Consider the following 18,788-nt stretch of genomic DNA (forward strand, 5'->3'; position numbering starts at 1 on the left):
ATCCAGGTGTATGGCGCCGGGACAACACCCGCGCTGAGGCAGGGGAAGCACCCGTCCGCGGTGCCTGACTGGTCGGTAAGCGTACGGCGGGTTGATGCCGGTCGCCGGGCTCGCCCCCCGTCGGCGGGGGCGTCCCGGCAAGCGAACGCCCGTCCTGGCCACCCCGGCCGGGAGCGCGGCTCCGAAGCCTGGCCCGGGGGCCCGGTGGAATGCCGCGGGGCTGCAGGTAGTTTCCCCAACCGGGTGCCGTCCGTGCACGACGGCCCGTAGCCAGATCCAGGGAGGTCCGCACCGGTGCTCGACCCACACGAGCTCTACGAACTCAACGACGATCTGCCCGACCTCGGGCAGCCCGTCCTGATCCAGGCACTATCCGGCTTCGTCGACGCCGGTAGCGCCACCCGGTTGGCTCGCGAGCAACTACTCACCTCGCTCGACGCGCGGCCAGTGGCCCGGTTCGACCTGGACCAGCTCTTCGACTACCGCTCACGCCGGCCGGTGATGACCTTCGTCGAGGACCACTGGGAGTCCTACGACGCCCCGGCCCTGGAGCTGTACCTGCTCCGGGACGATGCCGACACCCCGTTCCTGCTGCTCACCGGCCCTGAGCCGGACCTGCAATGGGAACGCTTCGTCGCCGCCGTGGCCGGGCTCTCCGCCCGGTTGGACGTCCGGCTGACGGTCGGCCTCAACGCGATTCCGATGGCGGTGCCACACACCCGCCGCACCGGTGTCACCGCCCACGCCACCCGGCGTGAACTCACGGCCGGCTACGAGCCGTGGCTGCAACGGGTACAGGTGCCCGGCAGCATCGGACACCTGCTCGAGTACCGCCTCGGCGAGCAGGGTCGCGACGCGCTGGGCTTCGCCGCGCACGTGCCGCACTACGTCGCGCAGACCGAGTACCCCGCTGCGGCCGAGGTGCTGCTCACCTCCGTGTCGCGCAGCACCGGGCTCCTCCTTCCCAGCGACAACCTGCGGGCGGCGACCGAGGCGGTCCGGACGGAAATCGACCGGCAGGTCGCCCAGACCGAGGACGCCGCAGCGCTGGTCCAGGCGCTGGAGGAGCAGTACGACGCCTTCACCCGTGGGCACGGCCAACCGAACCTGCTCAACACTGGAACCGAGGCCCTGCCGACCGCCGACGAGCTCGGTGCCGAGTTGGAGCGTTTCCTGGCCGAGCAGACCCGCCCCAACGACAACCCCGGCGGCTGAGCTGGTCGCCGGGTCGGACGGGTCGCTTCGCCGGCCGCAGGGATCCCCGCCGGAGCGCTGAGCCCGGTCCCGGCGGGCCGCGGTGCGGGCGAGGTCGGGGAGCGGCGCCGAGCGCCCTCCCCGACAGTCCGTCGGTGACACGCCCCGGGCAGGCAGCAAGACGCCGATCCATCGGGCAGTCTGGGACACATGCGCCTGGCTACGTGGAACGTCAACTCCGTGAAGGCCCGCCTGCCCCGGCTGCTCGACTGGCTGGCGGTCACGAACCCGGATGTGGTCTGCCTCCAGGAGACCAAGTGCCCGGACGGCGCGTTCCCGGTCGCCGAGGTTGGCGCGCTCGGCTACATGGTCGCCAGCCACAGCGACGGCCGGTGGAACGGGGTCGCCATTCTCTCCCGGGTCGGCCTGACCGATGTCACCCTCGGCTTCCCCGACGAGCCGGGCTTTCCCGATCCGGAGGCCCGTGCCCTCTCCGCCACCTGCGCCGGACTACGGGTCTGGTCGGTCTATGTGCCCAACGGCCGGACCCTCGACGACCCGCACTACGCGTACAAGCTGGCCTGGCTCGGCGCGCTCCGGGACACGCTGGAGGTCGAGCTGGCCGGCAGCGCACCGCTGGTGGTCTGCGGCGACTTCAACGTGGCCCCCACCGACACGGACGTCTGGGATCCGGCCCTGTTCACCGGCTCCACCCACGTCACGCCCGCCGAACGGGCCGCGCTCGCGGCGCTACGCGATCTGGGCCTCGCCGACGTGGTCCCAACCCCGATGAAGGGCCCGCACCCGTTCACCTACTGGGACTATCGGGCCGGAATGTTCCATCAGAACAAGGGCATGCGGATCGACCTGGTATACGCCTCTGCTCCGTTCGCCCGGGTGGTCCGGGCCGCGTACGTGGACCGGGAGGCCCGCAAGGGCAAGGGCCCCTCCGACCATGCCCCGATCGTCGTCGACGCCGACCTTGTCCCAGCGGTCGAGGCGTTCTGAGCACCCGCTCGGCGACAATTCACGCCACACTCCACGTTACCAGCCAATCGCCGAGGGTAGGATTGACTTTAATTGGACTGTCGGGGATATTCCTAGTGACACCTTGACATACCGGGACGGGAACGGTTAGACCTGGGGATTCAACCGACACCCCCCTACAATACCCCAGAACCTCCCACAACTTGAAGGCGCAGACGAGGCCTCACAATGATCAATCGCACGATCGATTTCGCCAAGCACCACACGCCCAATTCCATGCGTCGCATGGCGCGCCGAGCACAGCTCGAAGCCCACAACACAAGAAAGCGGCTCATCGTCCCGGTGGCCGACCGGTGCGAGTTCGACAACATCTACCACTGCACCGTACACAAGACGGGCAGCCAGTGGATCAAGGCCCTGTTCAGCGACCCCACGGTCTATCGCCACTCTGGGCTACTCCCCTATGACCCGCGATTCTACCGGCGACGCAAGCTACCCGTCATTCCAGCTGGCCGGGCCGGCCTAGCATTATTTCACTCTTATCCACAATTCAAGAGAATTTCAAAACCCGGCACCTATCGAGCATTCTTCGTAATTCGCGACCCGCGCGACATCGTCATTTCAAGCTATTTCTCACTGCGCAACTCACACGCACCAATGGGCGACATTCTCCAGGTACGGAAAACTCTGCGGGAAATCCCGATGAAGGAGGGACTGCTCCACGTCATCGAACGCCACTCCAAGCGAAACCTCTTCGCCCGGCTTCGGTCCTGGGCAGTCGCCCCGAGCTCCGAGACATTCCGCCTGTTCCGCTACGAGGACCTGACCGGTGAACGGCAGCTGGAGGAGGTGGACCAGCTGATGCGGCACTGCGGGATCGCCCTTCCCTCCGCCGAGTTGGAGCCCCTGTTGTCCCGCTACAGCTTCACCAAGATGCGGAAGGACCGGGAGAGCGCCGGGAAGATCTCCCACTACCGAAAGGGCAAGGCCGGCGACTGGCGCAACCACTTCGATGACGAGGTCTACGCGGCTTTCACGGCGGCAACCGGAAATCTCGTTGAGGTTCTCGGCTACCCGGCCCGCGGCGCGGTTTCCTGACCGAGATCATCGGGTCGGTCACGTCCTGGTGGCGAAGGCGATGACGTTGTCGGCGTAGCCGGTACGGCCCCCCACCCAGGCTCCACCACAGGTGATCAGACGCAGCCCGGCCGGCCCAGAATCGCCGTACACCCGTTCGGCAGGGAGCTGATCCTTGGCGAAACGCTCCACCGAGTCGACCCGGAATCCCACGACCGAGCCGTCGGCGCGGGTCACCTCGATCGGATCGCCGGGGCGCAGCCGGTGCAGGTCAACGAAGACCGACGGACCAGCCCTGGTGTCGACGTGACCGACGATGACCGCCGGTCCCGGATCGCCGGGGACCGGCCCCCGGTCGTACCAGCCGGTCTCGTCTGCCCGCTCCAGGGGCGGGACAGCGATCGAGCCGTCCCGGGCCTGCCCCACCGGCGCGATCGCCGCAGCGACACCGATCGCGGGTACGGCGAGGCTAACCGGCCGGCTGGTGGCCGGTTCCGGCCCGGCGCCACCGCCGGGTCGGTCGACGTCTGCCGCGCTCGCCCACTCCAGCGGACCGGCGGTCCGGCCCAACCCGGCACCCATGGCGAAGACCCCCACCAGCACCAACAGCACGGCGAGCGGTACGACCCACGGGCTACGCCGGCCCGCCGGTCGGCGGGGCGCGCGGGCGGCACGGACCCTGGTCATCGGCGGGCAGCCCCACGGAGGCGACGGAGCGACACCAGCCACACCACCAGACCGGCCACGGTCAGCGCGACCCCGAACGGCAGCAACAGCCCCCCGGAGACGTTGCCGGCGGACCCGCCGAACCCGGTGGCCGGGCCACGGCTGGGCGCGACCGACTTGACGACCTGGAGCATCGTCGACGCGGTCTCACCGCCGCGGCACTCCAGTTTGACCCGATAGCTGCCGGGCAGGGTTCGTTCCCGCACCATCGCCGTCGCGGTCAACAGCCCGTTGTCCGACTTCACCTGGACGCGGCCGAAGGCGTCGGACCAGACGACCGCCGGGATGGAGTTGTCCCGGCAACTCGCCCGGATCCCGACCAGGTAGCCGGCTTTCACCGTGCTCGGATTCACCTCAACAAAGACGGTCGACGGCTGCGGCCCCTCCGGCTGCATGGGGACGGCAACCGGGCGCAGCGCCCCCTCGGGAATCGACGCCGCAACAGCGGAGGACCAGGCCGACGCCGCTCCGGCAGCAGCCGGTCCGGCCGATACCCCCTGGGCTGACGCTGGCCCAGCCGTCGCGGTCGCGGCCCCGACGGCGAGCAGCGGGCCGACGACCGCGACCGCGATCGTCGCCACCAGGCCCCCGCGGGTCACCTTCACCACAGCCCCCTCCCGACCCGGCTGGGCAGCACGCACGCCCGGCCTGTCGCACGGGGAATCCCGACATCCCCGTCGCACATCACATCCGATCCGGCGCGGTCCTCGCGTAGGCTCGGATCGCTGTGACCATCACCGACCCCCACCCCACCGCGCCCGCGCGGAGCATCCGGACATTTCACCCGCGACGCGGCCGGATGTCGCCGCGCCAGACCAGCGCGCTGCAACAGCTGTGGCCGCGATACGGCCTGACCGTTCCGGAGGTGCCCGGCACGCCGGTGCAGCCGGCTGTCCTGTTCCCGCGCCGGGCGCCCCTGGTGTTGGAGATCGGTTCTGGGATGGGCGACGCCACCGTCGCGATGGCCTCCGCCGATCCGGACCGAGACTATCTGGCGGTCGAGGTGCATACGCCGGGAATCGCCAACCTCCTCGACCTGGTGGAGCGGCACTCCCTGAGCAATGTTCGGATCGCCGAGGGCGACGCATTGGACCTGGTAAACGCCCTGCCCGCCGACTCACTCGACGCGGTGCACGTCTTCTTTCCGGACCCGTGGCCGAAGGCCCGGCATCACAAACGGCGCATCATCCAGCCCGATCACGTCGCCCTGCTGCGCTCGCGGTTAGCAACCGGTGGCACGCTGCACTGCGCGACCGACTGGGCCGAGTACGCCACAGCGATGCGGCGGACCCTGGACGCCGACCCGGGCCTGGTGAACCCGCACGACGGATTCGCGCCCCGCCCCGCGCACCGCCCGGTGACGAAGTTCGAACGCCGCGCCCTGACCGCCGGTCGCCCGGTGGCCGACCTGATCTACCACCGCCGCTGAGGCCCACCGCGGGACGCCGTTGACCGGCCCGGTTGGCGCGCGGTGTGACGGTCGGGGCACCATGGACCCCGCCATGACACTTACCGCCGCGCTGCCGGCCAGCGCCGACCCCGACACCCTGTACGACGCGTTCGCCGGTTGGGCATCCGAGCGCGGCCTCGATCTCTATCCGCACCAGGACGAGGCGGTCATCGAGATCGTCTCCGGCGCAAACGTGATCATGAATACGCCGACCGGATCCGGCAAGAGCCTGGTCGCGATGGCAGCGCACTTCGCCGCGCTAGCCGACGACCGGACGACCTTCTACACGGCGCCGATCAAGGCCCTGGTGTCGGAGAAGTTCTTCGCGCTCTGCGAGGTGTTCGGGGCCGACAACGTCGGGATGCTCACCGGCGATGCCAGCGTCAACCCAGACGCGCCGGTCATCTGCTGCACCGCGGAGATCCTGGCCAACCTCGCGCTACGGGAAGGCACCAGCGCGGACGTCGGCCAGGTGATCATGGACGAGTTCCACTTCTACAGCGAGCCGGACCGCGGCTGGGCGTGGCAGGTCCCGCTGATCGAGCTGCCGCAGGCACAGTTCATCCTGATGTCCGCCACGCTTGGGGACACCACCCGGTTCGTCGCCGACCTCACCCGGCGTACCGGACGACCGACCGCCGTCGTGCAGACCGCCGAACGACCGGTCCCCCTCCTCTTCTCGTACGCGACGACGCCGATGCACGAGACCCTCGAGGAGCTACTGGAGACCCGCGAAGCCCCGGTGTACGTCGTACACTTCACCCAGGCGGCGGCCCTGGAGCGCGCCCAGGCGCTGATGAGCGTCAACGTCTGCACCCGGGCAGAGAAAGACACCATCGCCACCGCGATCGGCAACTTCCGCTTCACCTCCGGCTTCGGCAAGACCCTGTCCCGGCTGGTCCGGCACGGCATCGGCGTACACCACGCCGGGATGCTGCCCAAGTACCGCCGCCTGGTGGAGACGCTGGCCCAGGCCGGGCTCCTCAAGGTCATCTGCGGCACGGACACCCTCGGGGTCGGCATCAACGTACCGATCCGCACCGTGCTCTTCACCGGGCTGTCGAAGTACGACGGGACCCGGACCCGGCTCCTCAAGGCCCGTGAGTTCCACCAGATCGCCGGCCGTGCCGGGCGGGCCGGCTTCGACACCCTCGGCCGGGTCGTGGTGCAGGCACCAGAGCACGTCATCGAGAACGAGAAGGCCCTGGCGAAGGCCGGTGACGACCCGAAGAAGCGCCGAAAGGTCGTCCGGAAGAAGCCGCCGGAGGGGTCGATCGGCTGGGGCAAACCCACCTTCGAACGCCTGGTCGAGGCCGATCCGGAGCCCCTCGCCTCCAGCTTCCAGGTCAGCCACTCCATGCTGCTCAACGTCATCGGCCGCCCCGGCGACGCGTTCGCGGCGATGCGGCACCTACTCACCGACAACCACGAGGACCGCGCCGCCCAGCGCCGGCACATCCGTCGCGCCATCGCCATCTACCGGGCGCTGCGGGCCGGTGGCGTCGTCGAGGAGCTACCCGAGCCGGACGAGTCCGGCCGACGGGCACGACTCACCGTCGACCTCCAGCTCGACTTCGCCCTCAACCAGCCGCTGTCGCCCCTCGCCCTCGCGACAATCGAGCTCCTCGACCGCGAGTCCCCGGCCTACGCCCTGGACGTACTCAGCGTGATCGAGTCGATCCTCGACGACCCGCGCCAGGTGCTCTCCGCGCAGCAGTTCAAGGCCCGCGGTGAGGCGGTCGCCGCGATGAAGGCCGAAGGCATCGAGTACGAGGCCCGCCTCGAACTGCTCGACGAGGTCACCTGGCCCAAGCCCCTCGCCGAGCTGCTGGAGAACGCCTACGAGATGTACCGCCAGGGGCACCCCTGGGTGGACGACCACCAGCTCTCCCCCAAGTCCGTCGTCCGGGACATGTACGAGCGGGCGATGACCTTCGCCGAATTCGTCCAGTTCTACGGGCTGTCCCGGTCGGAGGGCCTCGTCCTGCGGTACCTCGCCGACGCGTATAAGACGCTCCGGCACACCGTGCCCGAGGACGCCAAGACCGAGGAACTGGTCGACCTCATCGAGTGGCTGGGCGAGCTGGTCCGCCAGGTCGACTCCAGCCTGATCGACGAGTGGGAGCGGCTACGCAACCCCTCCGACGTCGACGAGGTCGCCGTCGCCCTGGACGACCAGCCAACGGCGATCACCCGCAACACCCGGGCCTTCCGGGTGCTGGTCCGCAACGCCCTGTTCCGTCGGGTGGAACTGGCCGCCCTGCACCGCTGGGACGAGCTGGGCGAGCTGGACGGCGCCGCCGGCTGGGACGCCGTCGCCTGGGAAGACGCCCTGGAACCGTACTTCGAGGAGTACCCGGAGATCGGCATCGGGCCGAACGCCCGCGGGCCGGCGCTGCTGCTGATCGAGCAGGGCAGCGCGACCTGGACCGTACGCCAGATCCTGGACGACCCCGAAGGTGACCATGACTGGGGAATCAGCGCCGAGGTGGACCTCGCGGCCTCCGACGAGGCGGGCGCGGCGGTCATCCGAATCACCGAGGTCGGACAGCTTGGTTAGCGCTAGTGACGCAGGCCAACGTCCTCCGGTACGGGAAGGTACTCCGCCAGCAGGGCCACGATGTCGAGCCAGGCCCGCTGCGCGTGCCGCTGGTGGTAGCCGACGCCGGGGAGCACAGTCTGGTCGGCCCCCATCGGTGGGTGATGGAAGGCGTGCAGGGCTCCGCCGTAGACAACGAGGCGCCAATCGACGTCCGCGGCCTGCATCTCGGCGGTGAACGCGTCCCGTTGGGCCGGCGACACGATCGGGTCTTCCGACCCGACTCCGGCCCACACCGGGCAGCGAATGTGCGCCGCCTCGCCCGGCCGGCCTGTGGTCATCGCGTTAATCGTTGCGATCCCGCGCAGATTGGCGGCGTCGCGGCCGAGTTCCAGCACGATTGCTCCCCCGATGCCGTAGCCGATGGCGGCGATCCGGTCCGGGTCGGTCCGTGGTTCGGCGCGCAGCACGTCAAGCGCCGCGTGGCCGATGCCCCGCATCCGGTCGGGGTCAGCGAGCATCGGATTCAGGCGCGCCAGCATCTCCTGGGGGTCGGTGAACCAGTGTCCGCCGTGAATGTCGAAGGCCAGCGCCACGTACCCCAACTCCGCGAGGGCGTCGGCCCGACGGCGCTGAAAGTCGTTGAGCCCCGGCCCCTCGGGTCCGACCAGGACCGCTGGCCGGCGGTCGACGCCGACGGGCAGGGCGAGGTGCCCGATCATCGTCAGGCCGTCGGCCGGGTACTCGACCGTTCTCGTCGTGATGGACGTCATGAAGCCGGACTATAGCGATCGTCGAGCCCGGCCAGGCAGATGTTTCGCCACTGGCAGATCAGCCGACGGCGTAGGCTGCGCGCTTCATGTCAGCACTTCCGGTCAGGGCTACCCCACCGACCCACTCGACGGCCTCCTCGCTCCACCGTCAGCAGTCGCGGCGTCGCCAGAATTGACGGGCGGCGAACCCCTCCCGTCGGAGCCAGTGCTCGGTGTAGACGATCCGGTCCGCCTCGATCACCACCAGGGTGTCCCGTGGCGGTTCGGCGAGCGATCTGCCCCGTTCGGCATGCTCGTTCTCCCACCGAAACGCGGCCCAGTAGGGCTCGCGGTCGGGGTGGTCGGGCGGCAGCACCCGAGCCTCGCCGAAGAGCTGCGCGCCGCGGCTGCTAGCCAGCCCGACCAGCGGGGCGAAGATGCCCACCGAGACCCGTGGGTCCGCGGCGATGTTGCGCAGCTTCGGTGACCGCGGCGCGGCGGTGAACATCACCGCGAAGTCGAGCGGGTAGTAGCGCACCGGAGTGGCCAGCGGCCTGTCGGGCCCGACTCTGGCCAGCACACACATGTTCTGCGACGAGAGCAGGTTGCGGATCCGTTCCGCAAGCCGGTCCCGCGGCAGCCGCTGTGTCGGCGCGGGTTCAGCGAGCCACGGATTCGTCAACGGCATCCCGGCGTCCCTCCATCATGCGGTGATCACTCGCGGCCACAGTATCGATGATGAGGCGGTCCGCCGCGCCGTCTGGCGCTGAGGTAGCCGATCAAGCAGGTAGGAGCGTTCGCCTGCTTGATGGCCTGTGTCTTGGTGAGAAGCTTGCCGTGGTCGAGGGCGTGCCGGCCCCGGGCCATGGCGGAAAGACCGAGTTCAGCGATCGTGGGTTCCAGCCGCCACCAGGGACGCCGAACGGCCAAACCCCAGTAGCCGGTCAACTCCACCCGAGCGGCTGCTCGGATGTCGGCGTCCGAGACCTCGGGGAAGACCTCGCGGGGCGAACGCCCAAATTCCTTCGAGCCCAGCGGCGAGTGCCTGCCGGTAGAGCGGCGCTGCCTGTTCGCCCTGTCCGGTGGAATCGTTCGCACAGCCCCGCTCGAACAGGGCCTTCGCGTCCTCGGGATCACGCTCCGCAGCCAAGGCCGCTACCTGTGCGCGGAATTCGGCCGGCTCATACTTGTCGAGCTTCTACCAGAGAGCCGTGACACGACTCTCCCAGTCTGCTTCGCTGGTCACCACCTTCGGCACCTTGCCACAAGAGACGAACCCCATCGGGTCTCACACCGGCTGGGGCTTCACCGTCTCGCTCTCGAAGAGTTCGTTCGGCATGTCGTAGTACCTCGTTGTTCGGCCCAGGTGCGCCATGCCGAGCCGCTGACAGACGGCCTGGGAGGCATGATTCTCCGGATGCGTGACCCGCAATGACCCTCGTCAGGCCCCGGTTGAACGCATCGGCCAGGCCCGCCGACGCCGCTTCGGTGGCGTACCCGTGCCCCCAGGAGTCCGGATGCAGGTGCCAGCCGATCTCGACCTCGGTCGGCGTGCCGGTCGGCTCCCCTGCCGACAAGGGAATCGGCTTGAGCAGGAGATTTCCGACCAGCTGGCCGTCCGCCGCCGTAGTGATAGCCCAGATCCCGTAAACCGGATCGTCGATGGCACGGCGGCGTGCGATCGAGGCGAGGGCGCTCTCGCGATCGTTCATGATCGTGGGCTGCGGGTCCAGGAACCGCACGACCTCCCAGCGCGACTCGAGATCCAACAGAAAGTCGGCATCCTCATCCTGCCAGGGGCGCAGCCGGAGGCGGTCGCTCACGATGGGGCGCATGCGCCCCATCTAACACCGGCTCAACCCCGACTTCCGCACTTGCGCTGTGTAGCCGCGGTTCACGCCACACAATCGGCCACCCTCCTGACGCACCCGGTTCCCGTCGGGCAAGGGGTTGCCCCGTCACCGCACACCACCCAAAACCGGGCTACGCTCGCGCGGGCCAGCCGGCTGGTCGCCCACTTCACCTGCCAGCACGGATATGGAGCCAGCCCGCGACCACCACACTCGACAGCCAGCGCACATACCGTCGATCCCGCGGACGTGCACCGCAAGGATCACTCGCTCCGGCCCGCCGGTCACTGCTCGCCCTCTCGGGGCCAGTGACCCCGATTGATTGGTATCCGATGCCGCGCACGGCACGGCAGTTCGGCTCCGCACCGGCAGACACACCGCCATCGTTGCCACGACCAGACGGAACGATGCCGTCGGGCAAACGTCAACGCGGTGGCCGACAGGTAGTCGTCGTACGAGATGCGCCGCACGCACCCTCCCTCGTCGCTCACGAAGGCAGCCTCGCCGCCCTCTGATTGCGGAGGACACGGCGCCCGGGCTCAACTCGCACCACCCACCGCATCCCGTGACCGAGAAGCTACGGTGGGTCGCACGCTGGAATGGGTAAGGTTCCTACCCCCGAATCACGAGACGAGTCCGACTCGGACTGCGAGGTCCCGGGCATCGTCTCGGGTGGCACGCGGGCCACTGAGCAGGTCCAAGGTGACCTGACGGGCGTACCCGTTGAAACGGATTGTCTCCGGGGCCGACTTGTACGCCTGCCGCAGCGTCGCCACCGTCGCTTCCGGATCGCCCTTGCCGTGGTGCGCCCGCGCGACCTCGATCAAATGGCGTGCCCGACGCGGCCTTGACGGGATCGCTGCCGCATCGTGGCGGCGGGCCTGCCGCACCGCCTCGCCGGACTTCTGCAACTCCACCGCCACGGTTACTGCGTGCGCGCCCATGATGGCCCGGGAAAACGACGTCTGCGGCTGGTAGAAACCCTGCGGCAAACGCTGCGCCACGCGATCCGCGCGATCCCAGTACCGCCAGGCCCGCCCTTCCGCACCGGCACGAGCGGCGGTGTACGCGGCCTCGAAGTTCAACGCACCCCACAGCGCCAGCAGATTCGTGTTTCCGTCGACCGTTGCCGGCTCTACAGCGGACAGGACATCCAGCGTCACCGCCATCGCGGTGTCCCAGTCCCCAGCGTCCCGATGCACCTGGCACAGGAACCATCCCGCACCGGCCACCGCCTCCGGATCACCGGACTCCTGCGCCGCCACCATCGCCCGATCCGCCACCCGCCACAACAACTCGGCCGCCGGCTGGTACGCGATGAACATCTGCGCCAACCCAAGCGTCTCCGCCAGCAGCACCTGCGCCTGCCGCCGTTCGGCACCCTCGTACACCAAAACAGCACGCTGCGCATCCCGCAGCAACCCCGGCAACAACCCGCCCAGCACCGTCCGGTGATCCGACGCCTGGTGACGTGCCCGCCACGCCACCGCAAGCCGCTCCCTCAGCCTGGACAACGACTCCGCCGGTACGTCACCGACGAACACGACACGGTTCACCGCATCCCGCACCGACGCCAATGCCGGATGCTCCGGCCCATTGACCACCACAGACCGGTCACCCAACTCCACGGCCACGGCAGACACGTCGACCTTCAGAGCCCGTGCGATCCGATCCAGCATGGGAAGTCGCGGCGGCAAGATCCGGTCGGTCTCGACCGCCTTTACCCACTCAGCGCTACGGCCCACCAAACCACCAAGCACCGTCCGACTCTTCCCGGACCGCTCGCGGTAGACCTTCAGCCGCTGCCCAAATGTCAACTCCGGCAAGGAATCCACCCGGCACCTCCTCGCGTAGCACCGAACGCACCACCGACCCATCAGGGCACAATCACGCCCAACGCTACCGATCTGCAGGCTGCCTCATAACCCCCACGCCGGCCAGGACCGCGTCGGGCAGGGCGCGCCGGATGGCCTCGGCGTAGGTGGCCGAGCCGTCTCGGCATACGACCTCGACGCCGGGATGTGCGCGCAGCCACGCTTGCAGGGTGTCGGCGATGCGGTCGGGTAGTACCTCGATCCACTCATGGGTCTCGGCGTCGATCACCACGGTGGCGTAGCGGTGCCGCCGGCGTAGAGCGAAATCGTCAACGCCGATCACCCGAGGCGTCCGCCCGGTGGGCAACGGGATGCGCAGCATGGCGCGCAGGGCCGTGTGACGGGACAGGCCCATGGCCAGGATCGCCAGCAGACGTGACTACCCGGCCCAACTCCTTGACGACGGCTTCGACGTGCCTGTTCAAACGGGCCGTGCGGCGCTGGTATCGCTCCAGCACCCCGGGAACCTGTTCCCGGAAGGTGTGACGGCAGCCGCGCGTGGGGCACACCAGACGCCGTACCCGCACCCGGACCACCACCCGGCGCCCGTCGACCGGAACGTCGGCCACGGTCCGCCAGTGATAGCCGTGCACCCGTCCGGACGAGGCCCCGCATCTCGGGCAGACCGCGGTGTCATGCGGCGTCCGGCCCACACCACGATCCGCTCACCGCCATCGACAACATCCTCGATGACCAGCGGAGACAACCCCGAGAACACCGCCTGTACGAGTCTCCTGACATCCTCCACACAGGAGTAACGACACCCGCCACCCTCCGTCACCACCGAAAGTGAGACAGAGCCGTTAACTTGACACTCCCTGTCAACCAACACCGTGAACGTTCGTGGTCACGGCACTAGCTGTCATGCCGCGCTGATCGTTATATTGAGTCGAATTCGCTGCTCGGCATACAAAGCGGTGAATAGCCGAGGACGACATCCTCGGCTGCCGGTTCTCGAGGTGCACGGTGGAGGACACGATGTCGAGGGAAACTCTGTGCGCGTTCGGTGTGGATTTGGACGCGGTTGCAGGCTGGTTGGGATCGTACGGTGGCGGGAACTCGCCCGGCGACATTTCCCGAGGCATGTTTGCCGGTGAGGTCGGCGTGCCGCGTCTGCTCAAACTGTTCCGGAGGTACGACCTTCCGAGCACCTGGTTCATACCTGGACACTCCATCGAGACGTTCCCCGACCAGGTTCAGCAGATCGTGGACGCCGGCCATGAGGTGGCTCTCCACGGCTACAGCCACGAGAACCCGCTCACCATGAGTCCGACCCAGGAGGCCGCGGTCCTGGACCGGTGTATCGAGTTGATCGAGGCGACAGCCAGGCGACGCCCCACCGGGTACGCCGCTCCTTGGTGGGAGTTCTCGCCCGTCACGCACAAGCTGCTGCTCGAGCGGGGGATCCGGTACGACCACTCGTTGAAGCACGACGACTTCACCGTCTACCGGGTTCGGGCGGGGGACACTTGGACCAAGGTCGACTACGACGGGAGCGCGCGCGACTGGATGAAGCCGTTGGTCCGCGGCGAGGAGACCGATCTGATCGAGATTCCGGCGAACTGGTACCTCGATGACCTGCCACCGATGATGTTCATCAAGGCCAGCCCCAACAGTCATGGCTGGGTCAACCCACGGCACCTGGAGGAGTTGTGGCGTGACCAGTTCGACTGGGTCCACCGGGAGCTGGACCACGGCGTCGTCACCTTCACCATCCACCCCGACGTGTCGGGGCGTCCGCAGGTACTGCTGATGCTCGAGCGGCTGATCGAACACATCAACCAGCATGAGGGTGCGCGGTGGGCCACCTTCGACGAGATCGCCACCGAATACGCGGCCCGTAACCCACGCCCCGGTGATCAGAACTGAGCGCGACGGCCCCTCGGTTTGACCGAGGCAGTCGCTTCTTCACTCGGGAGCCCACGGGGCTGCTGCAGCACCGGCAGGAGTGAGGCGTTTTCCAATGTTTAGCCGGTGGGCGGGATCAAGGTTGTTAGATGGCGATCCGGTCGCCGTACCATCACCGCCAGCACCAGAAGAAGCCAGCCGGTGATGGCCCGGCCCCCGCCGCCGCCTGCCCATCGGCAGAGCCTCCCCATTGCTCCTACCTCCATACCGGCAAAAACCGCCAATAGGACAGGCCCGATTTTCCACCAACTATCGTCGGTATACGCGAAGAAACGCCCTCAAGATGACATTCAGCTGACGCCGACGGTTAACACCTCTGCGTAATCACTTTGCCGACGGTGCTGCATCCGGCGGCGCCGGTGGCCCCTGTCTGGTCGGTGCCATTGTGGTGGTAGCACTGACCTAGTTAGACAGACGCGATTGTAGCGAGCACACTGGAGCCGCCGAGATCGTCGAGCTATTCACTCCTCGGAAGGGAATCCGCATGCCCAGGTACGACGCGATTGTCATCGGGGCCCGCTGCGCGGGCGCGTCCACCGGCATGCTTCTGGCCCGACAGGGATATCGGGTGCTGGTCGTAGACCGATCGAGCTTTCCCAGCGACGTCATCTCGACCCACTTTCTCTGGCCGCACGGGACCTCCTACCTGAACCGGTGGAGCCTGCTGGACCAGGTGCTGGCGGTCACCCCGGCGCACACCGAGGTCACGTTCGTCAACGACGGAATTCCGCTCACCGGTTCGGTGCCGGACGACCTTCTGCGCGCGTACTTCCGCGACTGGCATGGCGACGACTCGGGCGTGGTGCGCTCGTACGCCTCGATCCGCCGGCACGTGCTCGACCAGATACTGGTCGAGGCGGCGAGCAAGGCCGGCGCCGAGGTGCGAACAAACTTTGCGGTCCGGGAGCTCATCATCGAGGGCGACCAGGTCGTCGGGGTACGGGGACGCGACTCCGACGGGCAGTTGGTCGAAGAGCGTGCCCGAATCGTGATCGGTGCCGACGGACGTAACTCGTTCGTCGCCCGCTCCCTCGGCCTGCCGAAGTTCGACGAGCGGCCCCGGTGCACCTTCGCCTACTGGAGCTACTACTCCGGCTTTGACCTCGGCCCGGCGCAGCTGCACCGGCGTGGTCGGCTGGCCTGCGCCGTGGCACCCACCAACCACGACCAGAACATGGTCCTGGTCTGGGGTCCGAGCGAGTGGTCCCGTGAATTCCGCCGTGATGTGCCCGGCAACCTCCAGCGGGCGCTGGATTTCGTCAGCCCGGACCTGGGCGAGGTGGTCCGGACGCAGGGCGTGCGGGCGGAGCGCATCTACGGCACGCTGGACCAGTCCGCGTTCCTCCGGCCGCTGGCCGGACCGGGCTGGGTGCTGGTCGGCGATGCCGAGTCGGCCAAGGACCAGTGCACCGCGATCGGGATGACCCATGCCTTCCGGGGTGCGGAGTTGGTCGCCGACGCGTTGGGCCGGTGGCTCTCCGGGGACGTGTCGCTCAACGAGGCGATGGCCAGCTATGAAGGCCGCCGCCGCAGCCAGAACGCCGCCGCCTACTACGACTACGTCTGCACGCTCGCGGAGATGCGACCGTACCGCCACGACGAACTGCAGTTGTTCGTGGCGTTGCGCGGAAACCAGCAGGAGATCGACCGGTTCGTCGCCACCCACGCCGACGTCGCGCCGGTTTCGGAGTTCTTCCAGGCGTCGAACCTTCTCCTCCTCAACGACGCCGCGAAGGAGACCTCGGCCGGCTATCCGGTGTTCGAGGACTTCCCCGCGACCGCTCGGATGTACCAGCAGAACCTGTTCGCCTGACCCGTACCCCGCCAGGAGATCGACTGTGTCCCTGCCTGAGCTTGACCAACGCGACGACGACGAACTGATCGAGACCATCCTCGCGGCCGCCGGCCGGCGCGATCTGGTGGCCATGGCGGTAGCCGCGGCCGAGGTCTCCGAGATGACCCGTAACTGGGCCACCCACATCCCGTGGGACGAGTTCGGCTCGTTGGACGAGAGCACCCTCGGCGAGGTGGTCGCCGACCTGACCCAGATGTGGGAACCCGTCGACCTGCAGGTTGACGCCGACGAGGAGTACGCGCTCGACAAGAACGCCTACGACTTCTACCGGCCGGCTGGCCGTAACCTGATGACCCGTACCGAGGAATTCTATGGGTGGGTGGAGGCGCGGCGGCGGACCGAGACGTGGCAGTACTCCAGGACGCTGGAGGCCGCGCCGAGCAGCGTCGCCCAGATCACCAACGACATCGGCCGGCGTACCCGCGGGATCAACTTCAACTCGCAGGACTATCTGTCGTTCAACACGCACCCGGCGATCCGGGAGGCGGCGACCAAGGCCATGCGTGACTACGGTCCGCACAGCGCCGGGTCACCGATGGTGCTCGGGAACACCCGGATCTCCGACGAACTGGAGGCGTCGCTCGGCGAGTTGGTGCGCGCTGATCAGGTGACGCTCTTCCCAACCGGGTGGGCCGCCGGCTTCGGGGCGATGGCGGGGCTGGTCCGCCAGGAGGACCACGTTCTGATCGACCGGCTGGCGCACTCCTGCCTCCAACAGGGGGCCCGGGCGACCACCCGCAACGTGGTGCGCTACGAACATCTCAACGTTGACGCGGTCCGTCGCCACCTGGTCGACATCCGTCGGCGAGACAGCCGCAACGGCATCCTCGTCGTCACGGACGGCCTCTTCTCGGTGGATGCTGACTGGCCGGATCTGGTGACCCTGCAGCGGGTGTGCCGGGAGCATGACGCGACGCTGCTCGTTGATGTGGCGCACGACCTGGGTTCGATGGGCCCGGGTGGCACCGGTGTGCTCGGGATGCAGCACGTGCTCGGTGACATCGACATCGTGATGGGCGCCTTCTCCAAGACGTTCTGCTCCAACGGCGGCTTCGTCGCCTCGGCCTCTCCCGCGCTCAAGCAGTACCTCAAGATGTTCGGCGGGTCGCACATGTTCTCCAACGCGCTGTCCCCCGTGCAGACCGCTGTGGTCCTGGAAGCCTCGAAGATCATCCGCTCCGCGGAGGGAGATTTCCTCCGTTCCCGGCTACACACCGCCGTCACCGCGCTTCGCGAGGAGCTGACCGGGTACGGGTTGACCTGCATGGGTGAGCCGTCGCCGATCGTGCCGCTCCTGATCGGAAACGAGAAGCTGGCGCGGATCGCGAACCGCCTGCTCTTCGACCGCGGGGTGCTCGCGTTCATGGTGGAGTTCCCGGTGACTCCGACGGGCTCGTCCCGGTTCCGGCTTCAGGTGCAGGCAAACCATGAGCCGGATGAGGCCCGCGCCGCAGCAAAGATCATCGCGGATGCGATCGCCGACGCCCGCACCTACCTGTCCAGTGCCTTCGGGAGTACAGAGCGGTAGCCATCGCCACACCTCATTCGGCGATCCCGGCCGGCCGTTTCGTCCAGTTGGACGGCGACGTGTGCGTAGTCAGATCGCGGCCAGGGCCTTGGTGATGTTCCACTCGGCCAAGCCCAGCATCCACTGGCGGTCCGGGAAGTCCCACGGAAGATGACCCGGTCTCCTAAACCCCGAGATACGGCTGTTGGCCGGCACCCGACTCCGGTGCCGGCCAACAGCGTGCTCCCCCCGGGGTGGGGTCGTGATCTTGGTGGTTCAGCTGGTCCCGTGCTCGGTGACCAGCCCGGCGGCGTGGTCAGCGACCCGGTCGGCTCACTTGTTGAGCCGCCACTGGTCCACGGTCTCGCCTCGAAGAACGCTGAGCAGTGCCTCTTTGTTTTCGAAGCTGGTGACCTTGTCCCGGTCCTCGCTCAGGTGGATGTGCCAAAGGTGTGATGGGTCGGAAGAGGCGGCTTCATCCTTGCGGAAGTCCCAGCCTTCCACCTCGTTGTCACTGTCGGCCTGCCCGAAGAACTCACGCCAGCCGTCCAGTCGAGGGTCATCGGGATCCTGGCCGGAGGCGAGCAGGCGGCTGGAGTACTCCGCGATGTTGGTGGCCTCCGAGAAGGTCCAGTCGTAGGCAGCGGCCTTGTCCGAAGGTCCGCCCTGGTCGTTGTCGTCAAGGACGGAGTAGTCGGTGGGGCCGTTGGCCGCGCGGGTGTTGTGATAGCCGGGCTTGTCGGTGTAGATACCGCCGTCGGCCGTGCCTGGCTGCAACTTCAGAAGTTCCTCCTGCAGCCACGACGAAGCCTCGGCCACCTTGTCCGGGTTACCAGCAGCGGTTGCGGGCGTGGCGGTCACCGCGAACGCTCCGCCTAGAGTCGCGGACGCAGCCACGGCCAGCACACTACGACGCAGAATCGTGTTCATGAGAATGCTCCATTCGGGGGTCGACACCCCACACGCACCCGAAAGGGGGGTCAGGCGGCAGGGGTGCAAGCACCGTCCGGCGCTCAACAGAACAGGGAAAGAAGATCCTCGGCTACCGCGGTCCGGGGACACGCACGGT

14 protein-coding genes and 5 pseudogenes are annotated in these 18,788 nt (G+C 68.0%); 8 read left to right on the forward strand and 11 right to left on the reverse strand.

Annotation, left to right across the window (positions count from 1 at the left end):
• Positions 1-294 precede the first annotated feature (294 nt).
• From K228_RS0111280 to K228_RS0111290, 3 genes are all read left to right on the forward strand, one after another.
• Positions 295-1,215, forward strand: a complete 921-nt coding sequence (locus tag K228_RS0111280; protein WP_025618536.1) for a proteasome assembly chaperone family protein — start codon at positions 295-297, stop codon at positions 1,213-1,215.
• Between the two features lie 189 nt (positions 1,216-1,404).
• Positions 1,405-2,202, forward strand: coding sequence for an exodeoxyribonuclease III (locus K228_RS0111285; protein WP_025618537.1), 798 nt, complete (start codon positions 1,405-1,407; stop codon positions 2,200-2,202).
• 207 nt (positions 2,203-2,409) lie between these two features.
• Entirely contained in the window at positions 2,410-3,279 is an 870-nt protein-coding gene (locus tag K228_RS0111290; RefSeq protein ID WP_025618538.1) for a sulfotransferase domain-containing protein, read from the forward strand.
• 18 nt (positions 3,280-3,297) lie between these two features.
• Here the strand turns inward: K228_RS0111290 and K228_RS0111295 are convergent, their stop codons facing one another.
• Both K228_RS0111295 and K228_RS0111300 read right to left on the reverse strand, forming a co-directional pair.
• The gene (locus K228_RS0111295) at positions 3,298-3,945 is read right to left on the reverse strand and encodes a class F sortase (RefSeq protein WP_025618539.1); all 648 of its coding nucleotides are present in this window, start codon (positions 3,943-3,945) and stop codon (positions 3,298-3,300) included.
• Positions 3,942-4,592 carry a hypothetical protein gene (locus K228_RS0111300; protein ID WP_025618540.1) on the reverse strand — a complete coding sequence of 217 codons (651 nt, stop codon included), beginning with the start codon at positions 4,590-4,592 and terminating at the stop codon, positions 3,942-3,944. Before K228_RS0111300 ends, K228_RS0111295 begins: the two co-directional genes overlap by 4 nt.
• Positions 4,593-4,711: 119 nt before the next feature.
• On the opposite strand from K228_RS0111300, the gene trmB reads away from it, so the two are divergent.
• Together trmB and K228_RS0111310 are read left to right on the forward strand one after the other, a co-directional pair.
• Positions 4,712-5,413, forward strand: coding sequence for a tRNA (guanosine(46)-N7)-methyltransferase TrmB (trmB, locus tag K228_RS0111305; protein WP_025618541.1), 702 nt, complete (start codon positions 4,712-4,714; stop codon positions 5,411-5,413).
• A 73-nt stretch (positions 5,414-5,486) separates the two neighbouring features.
• A complete protein-coding gene (locus K228_RS0111310; protein ID WP_025618542.1) occupies positions 5,487-7,994 on the forward strand; it encodes a DEAD/DEAH box helicase in 2,508 nt (835 codons plus the stop codon).
• 2 nt (positions 7,995-7,996) lie between these two features.
• Here the strand turns inward: K228_RS0111310 and K228_RS0111315 are convergent, their stop codons facing one another.
• From K228_RS0111315 to K228_RS25530, 8 genes and pseudogenes are all read right to left on the reverse strand, one after another.
• Positions 7,997-8,746 carry a dienelactone hydrolase family protein gene (locus K228_RS0111315; RefSeq protein ID WP_025618543.1) on the reverse strand — a complete coding sequence of 250 codons (750 nt, stop codon included), beginning with the start codon at positions 8,744-8,746 and terminating at the stop codon, positions 7,997-7,999.
• A gap of 148 nt (positions 8,747-8,894) precedes the next feature.
• On the reverse strand, positions 8,895-9,413 hold the full coding sequence (locus tag K228_RS0111320; RefSeq protein ID WP_033776792.1) for a pyridoxamine 5'-phosphate oxidase family protein: 519 nt from the start codon (positions 9,411-9,413) through the stop codon (positions 8,895-8,897).
• Positions 9,414-9,475: 62 nt separating this feature from the next.
• A pseudogene (locus tag K228_RS29460) lies at positions 9,476-9,757 on the reverse strand (hypothetical protein); the annotation flags it as partial.
• Positions 9,758-9,791: 34 nt separating this feature from the next.
• Positions 9,792-9,875 (reverse strand): annotated as a pseudogene (locus K228_RS29465) (tetratricopeptide repeat protein); the annotation flags it as partial.
• Positions 9,876-10,013: 138 nt separating this feature from the next.
• Positions 10,014-10,560: pseudogene (locus K228_RS25525) on the reverse strand (GNAT family N-acetyltransferase).
• Between the two features lie 123 nt (positions 10,561-10,683).
• A pseudogene (locus K228_RS30155) lies at positions 10,684-11,049 on the reverse strand (hypothetical protein).
• Positions 11,050-11,198: 149 nt separating this feature from the next.
• Positions 11,199-12,410 (reverse strand): helix-turn-helix domain-containing protein, encoded by a 1,212-nt coding sequence (locus K228_RS0111340; RefSeq protein ID WP_025618544.1) that lies wholly within the window; start codon positions 12,408-12,410, stop codon positions 11,199-11,201.
• A 106-nt stretch (positions 12,411-12,516) separates the two neighbouring features.
• Positions 12,517-13,197, reverse strand: a pseudogene (locus K228_RS25530) (ISL3 family transposase); the annotation flags it as partial.
• Between the two features lie 230 nt (positions 13,198-13,427).
• Between K228_RS25530 and K228_RS0111350 the strand changes: the two are divergent.
• The 3 genes from K228_RS0111350 (at position 13,428) to K228_RS0111360 (ending at position 17,740) form a co-directional block, all read left to right on the forward strand.
• Positions 13,428-14,318, forward strand: coding sequence for a polysaccharide deacetylase family protein (locus K228_RS0111350; RefSeq protein WP_025618546.1), 891 nt, complete (start codon positions 13,428-13,430; stop codon positions 14,316-14,318).
• A gap of 523 nt (positions 14,319-14,841) precedes the next feature.
• Complete coding sequence (locus K228_RS0111355; protein WP_025618547.1) at positions 14,842-16,170, forward strand: NAD(P)/FAD-dependent oxidoreductase; 1,329 nt, start codon at positions 14,842-14,844, stop codon at positions 16,168-16,170.
• Between the two features lie 25 nt (positions 16,171-16,195).
• Positions 16,196-17,740, forward strand: coding sequence for an aminotransferase class I/II-fold pyridoxal phosphate-dependent enzyme (locus K228_RS0111360; protein ID WP_025618548.1), 1,545 nt, complete (start codon positions 16,196-16,198; stop codon positions 17,738-17,740).
• A gap of 312 nt (positions 17,741-18,052) precedes the next feature.
• Here the strand turns inward: K228_RS0111360 and K228_RS0111365 are convergent, their stop codons facing one another.
• On the reverse strand, positions 18,053-18,649 hold the full coding sequence (locus tag K228_RS0111365) for a hypothetical protein (protein ID WP_025618549.1): 597 nt from the start codon (positions 18,647-18,649) through the stop codon (positions 18,053-18,055).
• Positions 18,650-18,788: the final 139 nt, after the last annotated feature.

The organism is Salinispora cortesiana, assembly GCF_000484695.1.
GTDB lineage: Bacteria > Actinomycetota > Actinomycetes > Mycobacteriales > Micromonosporaceae > Micromonospora > Micromonospora cortesiana.

What these genes read in the sequence shown, in the direction of transcription:
- K228_RS0111295 (WP_025618539.1), bottom strand. Translation starts at nt 3,945, where the DNA reads ATGACCAGGGTCCGTGCCGCCCGCGCGCCCCGCCGACCGGCGGGCCGG.
- K228_RS0111315 (WP_025618543.1), bottom strand. Translation starts at nt 8,746, where the DNA reads ATGACGTCCATCACGACGAGAACGGTCGAGTACCCGGCCGACGGCCTG.
- K228_RS0111365 (WP_025618549.1), bottom strand. Translation starts at nt 18,649, where the DNA reads ATGAACACGATTCTGCGTCGTAGTGTGCTGGCCGTGGCTGCGTCCGCG.
- K228_RS0111350 (WP_025618546.1), top strand. Translation starts at nt 13,428, where the DNA reads ATGTCGAGGGAAACTCTGTGCGCGTTCGGTGTGGATTTGGACGCGGTT.
- K228_RS0111290 (WP_025618538.1), top strand. Translation starts at nt 2,410, where the DNA reads ATGATCAATCGCACGATCGATTTCGCCAAGCACCACACGCCCAATTCC.
- K228_RS0111355 (WP_025618547.1), top strand. Translation starts at nt 14,842, where the DNA reads ATGCCCAGGTACGACGCGATTGTCATCGGGGCCCGCTGCGCGGGCGCG.
- K228_RS0111310 (WP_025618542.1), top strand. Translation starts at nt 5,487, where the DNA reads ATGACACTTACCGCCGCGCTGCCGGCCAGCGCCGACCCCGACACCCTG.
- K228_RS0111320 (WP_033776792.1), bottom strand. Translation starts at nt 9,413, where the DNA reads ATGCCGTTGACGAATCCGTGGCTCGCTGAACCCGCGCCGACACAGCGG.
- K228_RS0111285 (WP_025618537.1), top strand. Translation starts at nt 1,405, where the DNA reads ATGCGCCTGGCTACGTGGAACGTCAACTCCGTGAAGGCCCGCCTGCCC.